Origin of the sequence: Brevibacterium sp. RIT 803, from assembly GCF_016892625.1 — a bacterium.
In the GTDB taxonomy this organism is placed as follows: Bacteria; Actinomycetota; Actinomycetes; order Actinomycetales; family Brevibacteriaceae; genus Brevibacterium.
Genome location: NZ_JAFEMW010000002.1, coordinates 1 through 16,605 on the forward strand (window position 1 = coordinate 1; position 16,605 = coordinate 16,605).

General features: G+C 61.3%; 18 protein-coding genes, 2 tRNA genes, 1 other RNA gene and 1 pseudogene. 9 read left to right on the plus strand and 13 right to left on the minus strand.

All coding sequences use genetic code 11. The annotated features are described in order from the left end of the window. Window positions 1-645 (plus strand): ROK family protein (locus JTF07_RS07215; RefSeq protein ID WP_204233641.1); only part of this gene is annotated, 645 nt, incomplete at its 5' end. 27 nt (window positions 646-672) lie between these two features. Here the strand turns inward: JTF07_RS07215 and rnpB are convergent. Then, an RNA gene (gene rnpB, locus JTF07_RS07220) (RNase P RNA component class A) lies at window positions 673-1,040 on the minus strand. A gap of 120 nt (window positions 1,041-1,160) precedes the next feature. Here rnpB and JTF07_RS07225 point away from each other — a divergent pair. Beyond that, window positions 1,161-1,937 carry a YaaA family protein gene (locus JTF07_RS07225; RefSeq protein ID WP_353843904.1) on the plus strand — a complete coding sequence of 259 codons (777 nt, stop codon included), beginning with the start codon at window positions 1,161-1,163 and terminating at the stop codon, window positions 1,935-1,937. 44 nt (window positions 1,938-1,981) lie between these two features. Here JTF07_RS07225 and JTF07_RS07230 read toward each other — a convergent pair whose 3' ends face one another. Together JTF07_RS07230 and JTF07_RS07235 are read right to left on the minus strand one after the other, a co-directional pair. Continuing rightward, window positions 1,982-2,710, minus strand: coding sequence for a zinc ribbon domain-containing protein (locus tag JTF07_RS07230; protein ID WP_204233643.1), 729 nt, complete (start codon window positions 2,708-2,710; stop codon window positions 1,982-1,984). Between the two features lie 45 nt (window positions 2,711-2,755). Further along, window positions 2,756-3,589, minus strand: a complete 834-nt coding sequence (locus tag JTF07_RS07235; RefSeq protein WP_204233644.1) for a Nif3-like dinuclear metal center hexameric protein — start codon at window positions 3,587-3,589, stop codon at window positions 2,756-2,758. 177 nt (window positions 3,590-3,766) lie between these two features. On the opposite strand from JTF07_RS07235, the gene JTF07_RS07240 reads away from it, so the two are divergent. Continuing rightward, window positions 3,767-5,308 (plus strand): fatty acyl-CoA synthetase, encoded by a 1,542-nt coding sequence (locus JTF07_RS07240; protein WP_204233645.1) that lies wholly within the window; start codon window positions 3,767-3,769, stop codon window positions 5,306-5,308. Window positions 5,309-5,355: 47 nt separating this feature from the next. On the opposite strand, the pseudogene bioB reads toward JTF07_RS07240, so the two are convergent. Continuing rightward, window positions 5,356-6,408 (minus strand): annotated as a pseudogene (gene bioB / locus JTF07_RS07245) (biotin synthase BioB); the annotation flags it as partial. Window positions 6,409-6,739: 331 nt separating this feature from the next. On the opposite strand from bioB, the gene JTF07_RS07250 reads away from it, so the two are divergent. Together JTF07_RS07250 and JTF07_RS07255 are read left to right on the plus strand one after the other, a co-directional pair. Further along, window positions 6,740-8,011: a uracil-xanthine permease family protein gene (locus tag JTF07_RS07250; protein ID WP_353843932.1), complete on the plus strand. Its 1,272-nt coding sequence runs from the start codon at window positions 6,740-6,742 to the stop codon at window positions 8,009-8,011. A 68-nt stretch (window positions 8,012-8,079) separates the two neighbouring features. Further along, the gene (locus tag JTF07_RS07255) at window positions 8,080-8,820 is read left to right on the plus strand and encodes a L,D-transpeptidase family protein (protein ID WP_204233647.1); all 741 of its coding nucleotides are present in this window, start codon (window positions 8,080-8,082) and stop codon (window positions 8,818-8,820) included. A 50-nt stretch (window positions 8,821-8,870) separates the two neighbouring features. Here JTF07_RS07255 and JTF07_RS07260 read toward each other — a convergent pair whose 3' ends face one another. The 3 genes from JTF07_RS07260 to JTF07_RS07270 all read right to left on the minus strand — a co-directional run bounded on the left by JTF07_RS07260 (window position 8,871) and on the right by JTF07_RS07270 (window position 10,560). Then, the gene (locus tag JTF07_RS07260) at window positions 8,871-9,416 is read right to left on the minus strand and encodes a YceI family protein (RefSeq protein WP_143921600.1); all 546 of its coding nucleotides are present in this window, start codon (window positions 9,414-9,416) and stop codon (window positions 8,871-8,873) included. A 500-nt stretch (window positions 9,417-9,916) separates the two neighbouring features. After that, window positions 9,917-9,990, minus strand: a tRNA-Val gene (locus JTF07_RS07265). Window positions 9,991-10,068: 78 nt separating this feature from the next. Beyond that, window positions 10,069-10,560, minus strand: a complete 492-nt coding sequence (locus tag JTF07_RS07270; RefSeq protein WP_204233648.1) for a TetR family transcriptional regulator — start codon at window positions 10,558-10,560, stop codon at window positions 10,069-10,071. Between the two features lie 82 nt (window positions 10,561-10,642). Here JTF07_RS07270 and JTF07_RS07275 point away from each other — a divergent pair. Beyond that, window positions 10,643-10,719 (plus strand) — tRNA-Pro (locus tag JTF07_RS07275). 121 nt (window positions 10,720-10,840) lie between these two features. On the opposite strand, the gene JTF07_RS07280 is transcribed toward JTF07_RS07275, so the two are convergent. Next, the gene (locus JTF07_RS07280) at window positions 10,841-11,185 is read right to left on the minus strand and encodes a cupin domain-containing protein (RefSeq protein WP_204233649.1); all 345 of its coding nucleotides are present in this window, start codon (window positions 11,183-11,185) and stop codon (window positions 10,841-10,843) included. A 98-nt stretch (window positions 11,186-11,283) separates the two neighbouring features. Here JTF07_RS07280 and JTF07_RS07285 point away from each other — a divergent pair, with 98 nt between their 5' ends. Next, window positions 11,284-11,883 (plus strand): DUF2249 domain-containing protein, encoded by a 600-nt coding sequence (locus JTF07_RS07285; RefSeq protein ID WP_204233650.1) that lies wholly within the window; start codon window positions 11,284-11,286, stop codon window positions 11,881-11,883. A 42-nt stretch (window positions 11,884-11,925) separates the two neighbouring features. On the opposite strand, the gene JTF07_RS07290 is transcribed toward JTF07_RS07285, so the two are convergent. After that, a complete protein-coding gene (locus tag JTF07_RS07290; protein WP_204233651.1) occupies window positions 11,926-12,354 on the minus strand; it encodes a DUF1801 domain-containing protein in 429 nt (142 codons plus the stop codon). A gap of 46 nt (window positions 12,355-12,400) precedes the next feature. Beyond that, window positions 12,401-12,877, minus strand: coding sequence for an Lrp/AsnC family transcriptional regulator (locus JTF07_RS07295; RefSeq protein ID WP_204233652.1), 477 nt, complete (start codon window positions 12,875-12,877; stop codon window positions 12,401-12,403). Between the two features lie 109 nt (window positions 12,878-12,986). On the opposite strand from JTF07_RS07295, the gene JTF07_RS07300 reads away from it, so the two are divergent. Together JTF07_RS07300 and JTF07_RS07305 are read left to right on the plus strand one after the other, a co-directional pair. Then, the gene (locus JTF07_RS07300; protein WP_204233653.1) at window positions 12,987-14,168 is read left to right on the plus strand and encodes a trans-sulfuration enzyme family protein; all 1,182 of its coding nucleotides are present in this window, start codon (window positions 12,987-12,989) and stop codon (window positions 14,166-14,168) included. Between the two features lie 93 nt (window positions 14,169-14,261). After that, window positions 14,262-15,026 carry a MerR family transcriptional regulator gene (locus JTF07_RS07305; RefSeq protein WP_204233654.1) on the plus strand — a complete coding sequence of 255 codons (765 nt, stop codon included), beginning with the start codon at window positions 14,262-14,264 and terminating at the stop codon, window positions 15,024-15,026. Window positions 15,027-15,032: 6 nt separating this feature from the next. Here JTF07_RS07305 and JTF07_RS07310 read toward each other — a convergent pair whose 3' ends face one another. Genes JTF07_RS07310 through JTF07_RS07320 form a run of 3 tightly spaced genes read right to left on the minus strand, consistent with a single transcriptional unit; the run spans window position 15,033 to window position 16,386 of the window. Then, window positions 15,033-15,437 (minus strand): HIT family protein, encoded by a 405-nt coding sequence (locus JTF07_RS07310; RefSeq protein ID WP_204233655.1) that lies wholly within the window; start codon window positions 15,435-15,437, stop codon window positions 15,033-15,035. A 38-nt stretch (window positions 15,438-15,475) separates the two neighbouring features. After that, window positions 15,476-15,946, minus strand: a complete 471-nt coding sequence (locus JTF07_RS07315; protein ID WP_204233656.1) for a peroxiredoxin — start codon at window positions 15,944-15,946, stop codon at window positions 15,476-15,478. Further along, window positions 15,943-16,386, minus strand: coding sequence for a DUF3052 domain-containing protein (locus JTF07_RS07320; protein WP_252199612.1), 444 nt, complete (start codon window positions 16,384-16,386; stop codon window positions 15,943-15,945). Before JTF07_RS07320 ends, JTF07_RS07315 begins: the two co-directional genes overlap by 4 nt. Between the last annotated feature and the right edge of the window lie 219 nt (window positions 16,387-16,605).

The window sequence follows — 16,605 nt, forward strand, 5'->3', positions numbered from 1 at the left end:
TCCGCCCTGGACCTGGGAGTGGTGGACGATCGGTCTGCTCTGGACGCCCTGCCGATCGGCTGCGGTTTCCCCGGCGTCGTCCGCGACGACCATGTGGACTTCGCAGCGAACCTCGATCAGACCTGGATCGGTTCGAACATCACCTCGATCCTCGCCGAGCATACCGGCCGTCGCTTCTACATCATGAACGACGCGGACGCTGCGGGCCTTGCCGAGATGACCTTCGGTGCCGGACGGAAGCACCGCAAGAAGACCGTTCTGCTCACGACGTTGGGCACCGGCATCGGCACGGCACTGTTCACTCAGGGGCGTCTGGTCCCCTATACCGAGCTGGGGCATATCGAAATGAATGGTCGTGACGCGGAGACCCAGGCCGCAGAATCGGTCAAAGTGCGCGAGAACTTGGACTACGAGGAATGGGCAATTCGGCTGCAGCAGTACTATTCGCAGATCGAGCTGCTTGTGGCACCCGATGTGATCCTCATCGGCGGCGGGATCTCGAAGTCACACGCACAATTTCTGCCGCTGATCCGCACTCGTGCCGAGATGAAGCCGGCAAAGCTGCTCAACAACGCCGGCGTCGTAGGAGCGGCCATGCTCGCGGCCAACAACGGCAAGGCCAAGGTGAAGAAGAGCTCCGCTTAGGTCTGATGCGACCGCCAGGCGTGAGGTGAGGACAGGCCACCGATACGCCGGGTTCTGTCATCGAGTCGGTTGCCCTTCTCGACGGACGGTCATCTATCTGGGACCGATGTTGCCACCGGCCTCGAGCAATCCACCCGACGACTCGGCGAGCAGCCTCGAACGTCGCCTGTCTGATCTTGCTCCGGATGGGGTTTACCCAGCGGCGCCGGTCACCCGGCACCCTGGTGGTCTCTTACACCACCGTTTCACCCTTACCCAGTCGGAACTGGGCGGTCTGCTCTCTGTTGCACTGGCCCGCGGGTTACCCCGGGTGGGTGTTACCCACCATCCCTGCTCTGTGGAGCCCGGACGTTCCTCAGCCCTCGTGAAAGAGCCGCGACCGTCTGGTGACCTGTCCTCGAGTAAGGAAGTCTACCCTCATCGCCCGGGCTCTTCATCGCGGCTTCGAGCCAGCAGTGATGAATCTAACGTGGACAGCGATTCGAGGCCCAGGGGTTGGGACCTACCATGGTGAGGTGAAGATCCTATTGCCGCCCTCAGAAGGTAAGACTCCCGCGAACTCGGGTTCCCCGCTCGACCTCCAAGGGCTTTCGGCACCGGATCTCAACCCGCAGCGCAAGAAGGTCCTGAGTGCCCTGCAGAGGGTCTCCAAACGCAAAGACGCGCTGGATCAGCTGGGCGTGGGAGCTTCGCTCTCAGCCGACGTCGAACGCAATGTCAGTCTCGAGACCATCCCCTGCGCCCCCGCCCTGCAGACGTACTCCGGAGTCCTCTACGAAGCGATGGGTGCCCCGGAGCTCGTTGCCGATGCCATGGCCGACGAGACACGTGCCCAGCGACTGCGCAACGTCCACGTGTTCTCGGCACTCTTCGGCCAGGTCAATGGTCTCGATCCGATCCCCGCCTATCGTCTGGCGATGAAGACGGACTTGGGAACCCTCGGAAAGCTGTCTTCGTGGTGGAAACCCGTCCTGGCCAAATCATTCACGATCGACCCCGCCGAGGTGATCCTCGACTGCCGCTCGAGCGACTACCGAGCCGCATGGCCGGGCCCTCATGAACAGGTCGTGACCCTGGGAGCAGTCAAGGTCAACGGCACCAAACGCAGCGTGGTCTCCCATTGGGCGAAGTACTATCGCGGCGAACTCGTCGGTCGACTGCTCGCAGACGACCGTGAGCTGCCGACAAGCTCGGCGGATCTGCTCTCACGGGCCGAAGAGTCCTATGAGGTGGAGTTCACCCCGCACGCCAAGAGCAGACCGGCGGCGCTGACGATCGTCCTGCGCGACTGAGACCCTGTGGCTCCCAGAAGTCGGTCACAGTCGGTGGGCCCGCCTCAGCCTCTGCGCAGCAGAACCGCCTCGCACTCTTCGCACTCATAGGTCTGATTCGGGTCCTCGAGCAGCATGCCCTTCCATGCCATGCCGCTGATCTCCTGGCCACAGGCCTGGCAATTCGGCCCGTTCAGGATCGCAGCCCCGGGCCCGCCCGCAGCGACATTCTGGTCAAACTGTCGAACCAACGTCTCGGGCAGGTCGGCCTTCAGCCTCTGAGCCGAGGCACTGTTGGCCTCAAGCTTCGCCGCCAATTCCGCCTTGCGGTCCTTGACGGCCGTCTGCATGGTCCGGCCGGAGGCGATCACCTCGGCGAGGGAGGACTCCACGTCTGAGAGGGCGGCCTCAGCGGATTCGAGTTCCTCCATGGAGCCGAGCTCAGCCTCCTCGAGTTCAGCGACCCGTTCCTCATGGCCGGAGATCTCGCCCTGCAGATTCACGAGGTCTCGGCTGGTCAGTCCGGTTCCGTCGTTGAGTTCGACCGTCTTCTTCCTGATCTGGCCATTCTGGGTCTCGATGGCCGCGGCATGGTCGGCAACCTCGGTACGGAACTTCTCCACCACCTCGGCGGCCTCGGTCTTCTTGGTCTCCAGCTCTTTGTGCTCAGACACGAGGTCCTTCAGCGCTGGCGCTTGGAGGGGATTGTCGTGCTCGTGCCGCAGCGCGCGTCCGTGGGAGGCGAGTTCGATGAGTGACTCGAGTTCTGTGCGTTGTTCGGCGGTGATCAGCATTCTGGGTTCCTTGTCATCGAGGCGTCAGGGGTCGTGTGCAGGGAATCAATAGCGTTCGACCCAGGGATCGGTGTTGACCGCCGAATGCTGAAGGGCGACGCTGAATCCGCGCTCGGCGAATTCGGTCTCCAGCTGTTCGGCGGCCGCGGTGAGCCAGACGGTCTCCGAAGCCCAATGGGAGACGTCGATGAGCTGTGGCCGGCCTCCCTGCCTATTGGCGGTGTCGCGGGCCTCGGTGGCGGGATGGTGGCGAAGGTCAGCGGTGATGTAGACATCTGCGCCGCTGGCCCTGACCTCGTCGAACAGGGAGTCCCCTGCTCCACCGCAGACCGCGACTCGGGTCACGGCTGCGGCCGGGTCGCCGGCGATGCGCACACCCGTCGTTGTCCGTGGCAGACGGTTCGAGAGAGTGCGGGCGATATCGCGGACAGGTGTCGGCGTGGGGAGGTCTCCGACGCGGCCGATGCCAGTGGTCGATCCCTCCGCATGAGGGACGAGCGGCACTGCGTCTTCGATACCGAGGAGGGAGATGAGCGCATCCGAGACTCCCCCACGTGCGGAGTCCGCATTCGTGTGGGCATTGAACAAGGCGATGTCATTGCTGATCAGAGTGTGAACGGCGCCGCCCTTCAGAGTTGCGGCGTTGACGGACTTCACAGGTTTGAGCAGGAGCGGATGATGGTTGAACACGAGGTCCGAGCCCAGCACCACCGCTTCGGCGATGACTGCGTCCATGGGGTCGAGTGCGAGCAGGATCGAACGCACTTCGGCATCGGGATCTCCCACGGCCAGACCCACAGAATCCCAGCTTTCGGCCAGGGCCGCAGGCCACAGTGTTTCGAAGACGTCCACACATTCACTGACCTTCGGGTATCTCATGCCACCACAGTATTACATCCGAGCAGCAGCGGTCGGGCGATGGTCACCATCGGTGCCTCGGCGGGAGCGACTTCGCAACACGGAATTGTCTGGAGCACCTGGAAATATTGTCGGGGACACCGCGAAAATATGTGAGACGCGGTTCACCAGGCGATCCTTCGGCTATAGATTTGGGCCATGACTACGAATGCATCGACCACACTATCGCCCGATCTTCACTTCTCCTCGACCGTCGCCGATATCGCGCGTCGCAGCGCGGGGCGCTTCGGCGACGACACCGCCGTCGAGTTCGGCGACCGCACCTGGACCTATTCCAGCTTGGACACGGCGGTCACGGCCGTCGCGCGCGAACTCGAAGGCCTTGGAGCGCAGAAGGGAGATCGCGTCGCCGCCTACGGGAAGAACTCAGATCTCTACCTCCTCCTGTACCTCGGATGTGCTCGCGCCGGTCTCATCCATGTGCCGGTGAACTACCAGCTCAAGAACGACGAGCTCAACTACATCCTGGACAACTCCGGAGCGAAGTTCGCCTTCGCCGATGCCGATCTCCTCGACGCAGTCAGCGCAACGCCGATCGGTGCCGCCGTGCAGGTCAGAGACTTCGCCACGCTCCTTGAACCTGCCACCGCCACGGACACCGCTCCGGCCGCTCCTGGCGAATTCGACGTCGCGGATACCGACGTCGCACAGTTGCTCTACACCTCGGGCACCACCTCGGCGCCCAAGGGAGCGATCATGACCCACCGTGCACTCGTGCACGAATACATGTCATCCCTGATGAGCCTCGATTTCGCACCCACGGACCGCGTCGTCCACGCTCTTCCGCTGTATCACTCGGCGCAGATGCACGTCTTCCTGATTCCTCTGCTGTCCATCGGTGCGCACAATATCGTCGTGCCCGCACCTGTTCCCGAGCAGCTGCTGGCGATCTTCGAAGAACGCGAGATCAACTCCTTCTTCGCAGCCCCCACGGTGTGGGTCGCCCTGGCCAACAGCCCGGACCTCGACGCCCGTAACCTGGAGAGCCTGCGCAAGGCCTACTACGGGGCCTCGATCATGCCCGGACCGGTACTTGCGAAGCTGCGGCAGCGTCTGCCCAAGCTCGGCTTCTACAACTGCTTCGGCCAATCCGAGATGGGGCCCCTGTGCACCGTGCTGCGGCCCGAGGAACACGATGACCACGCTTCCTCGGCTGGCCGGCCTGTCTTCTTCGTCGAGACCCGCGTCGTCGACAGCAACGGAAACGATGTCGGCGTCGGGGAGCAGGGCGAGATCCTCTATCGCTCACCGCAGCTGTGCGAAGGCTACTGGGATCGGCCCGAAGCAACCGCTGAAGCCTTCGACAACGGCTGGTTTCATTCCGGTGACCTCGTCACAGTGGACGAATCCGGTTTCATCGAAGTCATCGACCGAGTCAAGGACGTCATCAACACCGGCGGCGTGCTTGTGGCCAGTCGACAGGTCGAGGACGCGATCTTCGAACTGCCCCAGGTCGCCGAGGTGGCTGTCGTCGGGGTCGCAGATGAGAAGTGGATCGAAGCCGTCACAGCTTTCGTCGTCGTCAAGGCCGACCAGCACGAGTTCACCGAGGCGGATGTGCTCACTCATGTCAAGGACCGTCTGGCCGGATTCAAGGTGCCGAAGCGAGTCGAATTCGTAGCCGAGCTGCCCAAGAACTCTGCAGGCAAGATCCTCAAACGACAGCTGCGCGAGGCCTGAGTCTCAGACCAGGATCCGGCCGCGAACTGGCGCCAGGGTGGCCCTCACGCGTTGGCGCCCTGCGTTGTGCCCGCACCCCGAGCCCTGATCGTGGGAGGCCGTAAGGCATCGGAACCATTCTCCTGGCCGATGATGGTGAAGCCGCTGTCTCGGATGAGCGCGATGTCGTCTTCGGCGGCTTGTCCCTCCGCTGTGAGATAGTCGCCGAGGAAGATTGAGTTCGCCACGTGCAGCGCCTGGGCCTGCAGCGACCTCAGGTGGATCTCCCGCCCACCGGCGAGGCGGATCTCCTTGTCGGGACACACGAATCGTGCTGTGACGACGATTCGCAGGCATTGGGTGGGAGTGAGATTCCATTGCCCCTCCATGGGTGTCCCGTCGAACGGGACCAGGAAGTTGATGGGGATCGAGTCGGAGTCGAGCTCGCGGAGTGCGAACAGGGCTTCGACGACCTGTTCGTCGCTTTCGCCCAGACCGACGATGAGCCCGCTGCACGGAGAGAGTCCCGCCGACTTCGCCTTGGCGACCGTGTTCGTCCTATCGGTGTAGGTGTGGGACTTCACAATGGTGTCGTGAAACGACTCAGCGGTGTTGATGTTGTGATTGTAGGCATCGACACCGGCATCCAAGAGGGATTCTGCCTGACCGTCCTTGAGGATTCCCAGGCAGGCGCAGACCTCAACGTCGTCATGAGCGTCTTTGAGTCGTGTGACGATGTCATTGACGCGTGCGACGTCTCGATTCCCTGGTCCTCGTCCACTGGCGACCAGGCAGACCCGAGAGGCGCCACCGCGGATCCCGATATCTGCCTGCTGCACCGCCTCATCGGTTTTCAGCCACGAGTACTTCAGGATCGGTGCCGCCGATCCAAGGGCCTGCGAGCAATAGCTGCAGCTTTCGGGACACAGGCCTGATTTGAGGTTGACCAGGTAGTTGAGCTTGATGGTCATACCGAAGTGCCTGCGTCTGAGTCTGGACCCGGCGGCAACGAGTTCGATCAGGTCGGCGTCGGACGTTGCCAGCATTGCCACCGCCTGTCCCTCGGTGATCACGCCACCATCGAGAATCGAGTCGGCAAGGCTGTCGAACCAGTTGGTCATCGGTGGATTCTCCTCTTTGCGGCAGATGAGCGTTCGGTGCAGGCACAGGCTCCTGAACAGTGTTCAATAGCGTATCAAGGCTTGGCTGGGTCGGCTCATGCAGGGTGTGTAAAAACGAATAGACTGCTCACGGCAGAGAATGCATGACGAACAGACGCCGCCGCCTTCGGGTGGGCGGATGAGGAGACGAGTGGTGGCATCCCCCAACGAGGCGACACCGGCATCCAGCCCCTTTGACGGCAAGTCGGGTTGGAAGCAGCACGGGGATGGAAAGACGATCCGTCCTGGTGAGACCGTTTTGCCCGAGGAAAGGCTGAGCTGGCCGCGGACAGTGGGAATCGGAGCCCAGCACGTCGTCGCCATGTTCGGAGCGACATTCCTCGTGCCGCTGCTGACCGGCTTCCCTCCCTCGACGACCCTGTTCTTCACTGCAATCGGAACGCTCCTGTTCCTACTCATCACCAAAGGCATGATGCCCTCCTATCTGGGATCATCCTTCGGATTGCTGGCGCCCATCGGTGCCGTCACAGGGTTCGCGGCCACCTCGGGCGAGGACCTCGACGCCCATGCCATGGCACTGGCACAGGGCGGCATCATCTCCGTGGGTGTGACTCTCGCGCTGGTGGGCATCGTCGTTCACTTCGCCGGAGTGCGGTGGATAGAGGTCACCATGCCGCCGGTCGTCACCGGTTCCATCGTTGCGCTCATCGGGCTGAATCTGGCGCCCGCGGCCTGGGACTGGGTGAAGGAAGCTCCCCTGACCGCCCTGATCACGATAGCCACCATCCTGGTCACCGGTGTGCTGTTTCGCGGACTGCTCGGTCGGCTGTCCATCCTCATCGGCGTCCTCGTCGGCTACGGTGCGGCATGGGTGCAGGGACAGATCGACTTCTCGACTGTTGGTCAGGCTGATTGGGTGGGGCTGCCGGCATTCCACGCTCCCGCATTCGACTTGGGCTATCTGGGACTCTTCCTCCCTGTCGTCTTCGTCCTCATCGCCGAGAACATCGGACACGTGAAATCCGTGTCGGCCATGACCGGACGCGACCTCGATTCGATCACGGGCCGCACGCTGTTCGCCGATGGACTCTCCACGGTCCTCGCCGGGTCAGGCGGCGGGTCGGGCACGACGACCTATGCAGAGAACATCGGAGTCATGGCGGCGACTCGCATCTTCTCAACGGCCGCCTACCTGTGTGCAGGCGTCATCGCCTTGATCCTGAGCCTCTTGCCGAAGTTCGGAGAGATCATCGCAACCATCCCGCCTGGAGTCCTCGGCGGAGCGGCGACCGTCCTCTACGGGATGATCGGAATGCTGGGTGTGCGTATCTGGGTGGAGAATAAGGTCGACTTCTCCAACCCCATCAACCTCAACACTGCAGCGGTGGCTCTGATCGTCGCGATCGCCAATTTCACCTGGACTCCCGGTGACCTTCAGTTCGAGGGCATTGCACTGGGTTCCGCCTCGGCGATCATCATCTATCAGGTGATGATCGGCATCGCGAAGTGGCGCGGCACAGACCAGGACCTGGACCTCGATCACTCGGTTGGCAACGAGGCCGGTCCGGAGATAGCGGAGGGGGCACCGCCCGCGTCGCCCTGAAGTCCGTGGTCCGAGTCGGCATGTAGGCCCTCCCCCGATGATGAGAATCCGAAGAAGAGAAGACAATCATGAAACCTGCATATTCACGCTCCCGCGGAACGCGCCGCCGGCTGACATCGAGTTTCGCCGTCGCCTTAGTCGCAGGTGGCTTGTTCGCAGGAACCTCAGCTCAGGCTGGACAGGGACTCGGCGCCGGGCTGATCGACGGCACTTCCGCGGACAAGCCAGATCACCTCGGCGATACATGTTCCATCAGTTCGACAGCGACAGCGCAGAAGGTACTTGCCGTCTCGGGCACCGGTGGCTCCACAGCTGAGGTGCACGCCTGCGAGAAACGGGACGGGCAGTACTATTCGGCGATGAACGTCGACGGATATGTCGGCTCCAACGGCATCGCTGCAGCAGGAGAGAAACGCGAGGGTGACGGCAAGACCCCCTCCGGCGTGTACAACATGGGCTACGGGTTCGGAGTGAAAACAGAACCGACGCAGTTCCACGGGCCCGAATACGTCACGGTCACCAAGGACGATGTCTGGGTCGACGGAGACGCAGTGAAGAACTACAACACCATGCAGAAGAGATCCGAGGGCTACTCTGGGGAATCCATGTATCAGAGTCCGGCGTACGACTACGGCCAAGTGATTGACTTCAACTCTGCCGCAACCCCAGGTCAGGGTTCAGCGATCTTCCTCCACGTCAATACCGGCAGTCAGAGCACATCAGGCTGCGTATCGGTCAAGGAAACGGACCTGCTGAGAATATTTGAATGGGAAGGTGTCGGCCCAGTTGAGATCGCAATCAGCAGCTAGGCGCAATTGTGCGCCCGATCACCGCCGTTTTTCGCCTGTTGCCGGACCGGCTACCGCTTGATCAGTGAGAATTCGAATTCCAAGGTGATCTTGTCGCTGATGAGCAGGCCTCCAGAGTCCAGAGGCGTGTTCCATTTCACTCCCCAGTCCCTTCGGTCAATTCGGCGTTTGCCCTCGAACCCGACCCTCAGTGCGCCGTTCTGATCGGTGTCAACACCCAGGAGTTCAATGGGAACCGAAACGCTCCGAGTAATGTCCCGAATGGTGAGATCTCCGTTGACGATATAGCTGCCCTCTTCGACCTCATCGATTCCTGTAGAGACGAATGTGATCGTCGGGTACTTCTCGACGTCGAAGAAGTCAGCGCTGCGAAGGTGTGCATCACGATCGGGGGTTCGAGTATCGACACTATCGGTCTGAATCGTGATGGTCACATCAGTCTTCGACAGATCGCCTGCATCAATGTGCGCAACTCCTTCAACGACGTTGAAGGCACCACGCACCCGGCTGACCATAGAGTGACGGGCAGAGAAACCGAGACGGGCATGTTGGGGATCAAGGTCCCAAGTTCCGGTCAGCTGTTCATCTGATGACATTGTCGTGCTCCTTCGGCCAAGCTGAGATCGTGGGACCCGGGTGTCGAGAGCCCAAATCAGTACTGTGAAAGTACTGGTGTGCATATGCGTTCAGCGTAGCGGCTATTCGGCTGTACTGTCATGTCGAACATACGTGAAATTGAACAGACAAGCATCCTTGGGCCCAGGAGCCCTGCATTTTGGTGAATCCACTGGGATCACGGAGGAAGTCATTTGCACCCCGAATGGGAATGAAATGGGGAAGGGAATCTCCGGAACGCGGAAAGGATGCCCTATCTCGGCCTCCCCGAATGCGGACTCCCCTAGTATCCGCAGCCATATCGCACTCCAGCGCCATCGGCAGACGCGCTTCGGAGGCAGCCGGCAACGCCACGGACAAACCATTCCCTGTCATCGAGACCGTCGACGGGATCTGGCGAGTTGTTAGTGCGACAGACCTGTGTCAGAAAAGGAAATGTGCCGCGACAGCGTAGGAACGATGTCGCGACACAGCGCAGGGGTGGGCCCAGAGGGACTTGAACCCCCGACCCTCTCGGTGTAAGCGAGATGCTCTAGCCAACTGAGCTATAGGCCCCACAGCAACTCGGGAGCAACACTCCCGAACGCGCTTGATCAGTATGCCATATGGCAGGCAGACAGACGAATTCTTGGTTCAGTCGCTCCCAGCGTGCAGGAGGCGTGCCGCGATTGTCGCGAAGTTCTCACCGGCATCGTCATTCTCTGTGCCGAAGAGTCTGCGGTTCTGTTCGATCGCCACGGCACCCAGTGCATGTGCCATCACACCCTGGGAGACAGTCTGCCCCAATGCGTCGACGCTCAACGCGCCAGGAGTCACTTCGCCGGGGGAAATCGAGTATCCGAGCAACATGATCTCAGCACCGTCACGGTATGTGAGCAGGATGTCTCTCAGCGCCATCGCAGCCACAAGCGGGTCAGAAGTCGACGGGCATCGCGCATCCACCTCAGCGTTCATCCGTGTGGCGATGAGGACGAAGAGCTCCTGTTTATTCTTGACGTGCCAATACAGGGCGGAGGGCTGAACCTCGAGCTCACGTGCGAGCCTGCGCATCGACAGATCGCCCAATCCGTAACGTGAAAGGATGTCGAGGGCAGTTGTCGTGATGCTCCCGGCAGTCAGTGCCAATGAGACCTTCCTTCCATTCGCAGTTGGTCGACCGGACCGATTTTTCAGAACGCGTCGCCATCGCTATAGTAGTTCCTGGTCACGGGATATAGCGCAGCTTGGTAGCGCGCCTCGTTCGGGACGAGGAGGTCGTGGGTTCGAATCCCGCTATCCCGACCATGTGATGTGTCGCGACATCGTTCCTACGATGTCGCGGCACTTTTTTCTATTTCTTACGGGCCCCGCTGGGCATCCTGCCTGGTCAGAGCCGCTGGAATCCCACTGGAGCTGGCCCGGTTGATCAGCTGACATCGGTTCGAATCGTCAGCAGGAATGCCGAGTCCTCATGCGCCTGCACTGAATGTCGCTCCGGAGGAATCGTTATGAGGTCTCCGACGCGAAGGTCCCACGAGTCCATCGCTGATGATAAAGCCACACTCCCTCGCAGCACCTGCAGCGTCGCCTCCGGCGGTGAATCATGCTCAGCCATCGTCGTCCCCGCCGTCAATGTCAGCAGGGCCTGCTTGAGATAGTGCCCGCTGTAGACGCTGTGGGCTGCGCGACCGCTGGTGGCGCCCCGTGCCTTTTCCAGAAGTTCGTCGGCCAGCTCCCCGAGGTTCTGGGTTTGTGGATTGTCATTCATCATCTGTCCCGTCCTGCTCGTTCGACTTCCGCTGCTGAGACCTCTCAGCCCTGATGTTAACTTGTAGTTGATCGATGTGAGACTGACTTTGGAGGTTGACCATGGCCGGTGGCCCAGTATCCGAAACCTTTGACGTTCGGACGGTTCCCAAGCCTGAGCGGCATCCGCTCATCATGGCGGCCTATCAGAAACTCGAGGTCGGTTCCGGTCTGATCCTCATCAACGACCACGAGCCCGAAAATCTCAAGCGTGAGATGGAGGCGGAGTTCGCGGAGGCGATGGATTGGGAGCCACAGTCATCAGGTGACGAGGAGTTCCGGGCTCTCATCAGCAAACGAGCAGCGACGCCTCTCCCCCGCGTCCTTGCCGATATGGAGGAACTTAACGGACCTGCGGAGGCCTCAGGTTCCGTGTGGCAGCTCCAACCTCAGTCGCGTGATCTCGATGCGAACATCATCGCACTCTCACCCGGTGGTGAGATCAAGGAACACATGGGCCCCGGTCTCGATGTGCTCATCCACATCCTCGACGGCGGCGGAACCCTGGAGACGGAGCTGACCACGATCCGGCTCGTTCCAGGCCAGATAGTCTGGTTGCCGCGTCTCTCTCGTCGACGCTTCCTCGCCGACGAGACCCAGGGCCTGCGATATTTCTCAGTCCATCAGCGCAAACAGGGACTGACGATCACCAGTCGACACTGACTCAGCCGATACAGCCGCGCGACACTGCGGTCCAGGCTGCGGTCAGAGAGCGGGATCGGGATCGTCTGGGCGGTCGAACGCGATGCCGATGAGTCTGCGCAGCACCGCCTCGTCGATGTCATCCAACTTGCGCACATACACGCATCCGGCGCCCTCGGTGTATGTACCGAGGCTGGTCAGCAGCGCCGCACCGGTGGGAGTGTCTTTGAGCCCGGAAAGAGACAACTGAGCCTTACGCGGTGAGAATCCGGTTGAGGGCCAGTGGCCACGGTTGCGCGGATTCGATGGTGAAACGTACTGATACTGTCCGTACCCCACGATCGACGGGCCCCACATCACCGGCTGCGTGCCTGTGACCTCGGTGAAGATCGCTGCCAGCGCGAATCCGTCCTCCCGCCGTTTGGTGGGAACGGCAGCTGCGAGGAACTCGTTGACGTCAACGTCGGTGGGCTGTGTCTTCTGAGTGGTCATGGTTCGATTATGGCTCCTCGACGGTGATCGAGCATCGCAGCGAGGTTCAGGGGCCGTCGGGAATCCAGGCTGAACCATCCTGAACCTTGTAGATGAGGTTGGTTCGAGTGTGGGCGACCGCCGGGTAGCGGGTGAGGTAGTCCAGAACGAAGGACTGAACCGCCTCGGTGTCGGTGGCGACGATGTGGAGCAGATAGTCATCGGCTCCGGCCATGTGATACATCCGCACCACTCCGGGGAACTGCGGTGCCGCGGCGGTGAAGGCATCGATCTCAGCTCGGTCATGTTTGGCCAGACGGATGGAGATCAGGGCCTGCAGCGGGATGCCCACAGCTGCGGCATCGATGTCGACGCGGAAGCCTCTGATCACGCCCAACGTCTTGAGTCGTTTGAGACGAAGCGAAACCGTCGATTCGGAAATGCCGACCGCCGCGGCCAAGGCGGTGCCCGATGCTCTGGCATCATCGCTGAGAGCCTTGAGCAGCTGTCGATCAACCTGGTCGAGTTCCACTTTCTGCGACATGCCTCACAGTCTGGCATACGAGATTCAAGAAGCTTCGATAGGAACAGAGAAAATCACGGATTCTTGGCTGATGATTGCGGTTGATAGCAGGAATAGCTTGAATGCTGACATGACTTCACTCCACCCAGAAACACTCATGGTCCATGGCGGCATGGAAGGTCTCACCCAAGCAGGAGTCCACGTTCCGGCCATCGACCTCTCGACCACCAACCCAGTCAACGATGTCGCCACCGGCGGTGACTCCTACGAATGGCTGGCGAGCGGACATTCTCTCAAGGACGGCGACTCGGCCGTCTACCAGCGCCTGTGGCAGCCCGGCGTCGCACGCTTCGAGACCGCCCTGGCCGAGCTCGAACACGCCGACGAAGCGGTCGCATTCGCCACGGGCATGGCCGCAATGACCGCGGCACTGCTCGCATCAGTCAGCGCAGGAACACCCCATATCGTCGCAGTGCGTCCGCTTTACGGCGGAAGCGACCACCTCCTCGAATCCGGGCTGCTGGGCACGAGGGTCACCTGGGCCGAAGAATCCGACATCGCCCAGGCGATCCGGGACGACACCGGACTCGTCATCGTGGAGACCCCGGCCAACCCCAGTCTCGACCTCGTGGACCTCGACGGTGTCGTCGCAGCCGCCGGCAATGTGCCTGTGCTGGTCGACAACACCTTCTGCACCCCCGTGCTCCAGCAGCCCATCTCCCACGGAGCGGCCCTCGTTCTGCACAGCGCGACGAAGTATCTCGGCGGCCATGGTGATGCCATGGGCGGCATCATCGCCACCAACTCCGAATGGGCGATGCGCCTGCGACAGGTCCGAGCCATCACAGGAGCCCTTCTTCACCCCATGGGCGCCTACCTCCTCCATCGGGGACTGCGCACGCTTGCCGTGCGCATGCGCGCGGCGCAGACGACCGCCGGTGAACTCGCCGAGCGTCTGGCTGCCCATCCTGCCATCGCTGCTGTGCACTACCCAGGGATGGACGGCCAGGATCCACGCGGACTTCTCGGGCGCCAGATGTCCGGTGGTGGAGCCATGATCGCAATGGAGCTGGCCGGAGGATTCGAGGCCGCACGTAGCTTCGTCGAACACTGCAGCCTCGTCGTCCACGCGGTGTCCCTGGGCGGTGCTGACACTCTCATCCAGCATCCCGCGTCCCTGACTCACAGGCCGGTTGCGGCCACGGCCAAACCCGGCGACGGTCTCATCAGGCTCTCAGTCGGGCTCGAACACGTCGATGACCTGGCTGACGATCTCACCGCCGCCCTCGACGCGAGCCGAGCAGCCGCCTGAGCCGACCGACCGTCCTCCGCTGCCCATGCAGGGCGGGCCCGTGCCCCTTTCCTCATTGACATTGACGCGACGTCAACTTCTAAGCTGATCGGTATGGACTGGTCCATACAGGAAACAGCGCGGATGACGGGGACGACAAGCCGAACATTGCGTCACTACGACGCAATCGGCCTACTGCCACCGGCGTACACTGCCGACAACGGATATCGCTACTACGACGAGACAGGGCTGGTGCGCCTCCAACGCATTCTCCTGCTCAGAGGGCTCGGTATGCCGTTGAATCGGATCGCTGAGGCGCTCGAGGGCACCTCCGACCCGATTGAGGCATTGGATGAACACGTGCACAGCCTCGGACGCGAGCGTGCACGAATCGAGCGGCAGATCGCCGCCGTCACCGCGACCATCGCACGATTGGAAGCAGGTGAACCTCTCATGGCAGAGGAAATGTTCGATGGTTTCGACCATCGCAAGTATGAAGAGGAAGTGACGCAGCGCTGGGGCCAAGCGGCCTATGAGTCGTCTGCGCAATGGTGGGAGTCGATGAGACCCGAAGACAGGGCAACATGGAAGGCGAGCGTCGACCAACTGAGTCAGGACTGGACGAACGCCGCAGCAACAGGGGCCGATCCCGAATCGGATCGCTGCCAGGACCTGGCCCGGCGTCACGTTCAGTGGCTGAGAGACGTGCCGGGGACTCCGGCGAATGATCCCGACGGTGACATGGACGGCTATGTCCGCGGATTGGCAGACATGTACGTGAGCGATCCGCGTTTCGGTGCCAATTACGGCGGCACAGAGGGAGCCGAACTGGTCCGGGACTCACTCAATCGCTACTTGGACGCCCACGTGGATTCCTGAAATCAGTCAGGACTGCTGCTCAAGGGCTCGCCGAATCTTCTCGGCGGGCCCTGCCAGCTGCTCAGGGGTCTGCATGGGCGCACGGTCAGAGATATCGAAATCGTCCATGGAGTTCGTGGGCAGGACGTGGATGTGCAGATGCGGGACCTCATAGCCGACGACGAGCAGGCCGATGCGTTCACAATCGAGGGCCTCCTGCTGGGCACGTCCGATCTGTCGCGCCACCGCCATCAGGTGGTCGAGCAGATCCTGGTCGGCGTCGATCCAGTGTGAGATCTCTTCCTTGGGCACGACCATCGTGTGGCCTTCGGTCATCGGCGACACATCGAGGAATGCAACGCACAGGTCATCCTGGTAGACGAAAGTGCCCGGAATATCCCCGTTGATGATCTTGGTGAAGATGGTGGCCATGTTTCATTCCTCCTTGCTGATCCGATGATGACTTTGACTCAAACGCAGAGTGCTCGAGCTTGAGCGACTTCAATGGAGAAGTCACGCCTCTCGGATCGTGCGACCTGACGACTGGTCACGATCGTACCTGTTCGGGAGATGACGAAGACTCCGCGTTCGGCCACACCGTGATCAGCGTCGAAGACCCCATACGACTGGGCCACATCGCCGTGCGGCCAGAAGTCCGAGCCGAGATCAAGGCCGATCTCCCGTTCCTCCGACCACGCGGCGAGCGTGTACTTCGAATCCACGGACATGGCGATGACCTCGACCGGGAGAGACTCAGTCTCCAGCGACTGTCGCAGGAGATCAAGGGCGCTGACCTCATCACCGCACACGGGTGAGAAGGCAAACGGAAAGAAGACGAGGATGACAGCCGAGTGACGTAGTACTTCGGCGAGGTGGAGCGTGGACCCGAACTGATCGGGCACGCGGAAATCAGGGGCCCGGTCTCCGGGCCGAAGGGTCATGAATAGTTCTTCTTGCCCACCAAACGGAAGCCGGCCCAGTGTTCGGCAGCGCTGACCGTCGAGGTCACATGCATGCCAGCTGTGGGAGCTGCCTCAGAAATGTCGGCCGGGCTGATATGCCCGGGGCGACTTGCCTTGGGAGACAGGAGCCAGACGACTCCGCCTTCCTTCAATGTTGCCTGCGCGTCGACAAGACCATCAATGAGGTCGTCGTCGTCGGAGCGCCACCACATCAGAATGACGTCGAAGACATCATCGACATCACCGTCCGCGATTTTCTCACCGATGATGTTTTCGATCGCCTGGCACAGGTCCAAGTCGACGTCATCGTCGTAGCCGATTTCTTGCACATAGTCTCCCGCAGCCAAACCAAGGTTCTGGCCCAGCTCGTTGGGGAGGGTCGACGTGGAAGATGTCCTTTCAGGAGAGGAGTTACTCATGCCCTTATTGTTCCGCCAAGTGTGCCGGAGGTGCAAATGGCGGCGCGCCAACCGGATGCAATCCACGTCAAAGAGCATCCAAGACCACGAACTCGTCATCGAGATCACAAGATTTCGCCCCAGCGAAGTTCGCGCGGGAGGACTAGGCTGATGGGAGTATCTGGTGGACCCTGGGCTCAATCATGATTTGATCTTCCATTCCACTCGATCACCCGGATC

Coding starts and splice junctions, on each gene's coding strand:
- JTF07_RS07230 (WP_204233643.1), bottom strand. CDS start 2,710: ATGCTGATCACCGCCGAACAACGCACAGAACTCGAGTCACTCATCGAA.
- JTF07_RS07235 (WP_204233644.1), bottom strand. CDS start 3,589: ATGAGATACCCGAAGGTCAGTGAATGTGTGGACGTCTTCGAAACACTG.
- JTF07_RS07240 (WP_204233645.1), top strand. CDS start 3,767: ATGACTACGAATGCATCGACCACACTATCGCCCGATCTTCACTTCTCC.
- JTF07_RS07255 (WP_204233647.1), top strand. CDS start 8,080: ATGAAACCTGCATATTCACGCTCCCGCGGAACGCGCCGCCGGCTGACA.
- JTF07_RS07260 (WP_143921600.1), bottom strand. CDS start 9,416: ATGTCATCAGATGAACAGCTGACCGGAACTTGGGACCTTGATCCCCAA.
- JTF07_RS07280 (WP_204233649.1), bottom strand. CDS start 11,185: ATGATGAATGACAATCCACAAACCCAGAACCTCGGGGAGCTGGCCGAC.
- JTF07_RS07285 (WP_204233650.1), top strand. CDS start 11,284: ATGGCCGGTGGCCCAGTATCCGAAACCTTTGACGTTCGGACGGTTCCC.
- JTF07_RS07290 (WP_204233651.1), bottom strand. CDS start 12,354: ATGACCACTCAGAAGACACAGCCCACCGACGTTGACGTCAACGAGTTC.
- JTF07_RS07295 (WP_204233652.1), bottom strand. CDS start 12,877: ATGTCGCAGAAAGTGGAACTCGACCAGGTTGATCGACAGCTGCTCAAG.
- JTF07_RS07300 (WP_204233653.1), top strand. CDS start 12,987: ATGACTTCACTCCACCCAGAAACACTCATGGTCCATGGCGGCATGGAA.
- JTF07_RS07305 (WP_204233654.1), top strand. CDS start 14,262: ATGGACTGGTCCATACAGGAAACAGCGCGGATGACGGGGACGACAAGC.
- JTF07_RS07310 (WP_204233655.1), bottom strand. CDS start 15,437: ATGGCCACCATCTTCACCAAGATCATCAACGGGGATATTCCGGGCACT.
- JTF07_RS07315 (WP_204233656.1), bottom strand. CDS start 15,946: ATGACCCTTCGGCCCGGAGACCGGGCCCCTGATTTCCGCGTGCCCGAT.
- JTF07_RS07320 (WP_252199612.1), bottom strand. CDS start 16,386: ATGAGTAACTCCTCTCCTGAAAGGACATCTTCCACGTCGACCCTCCCC.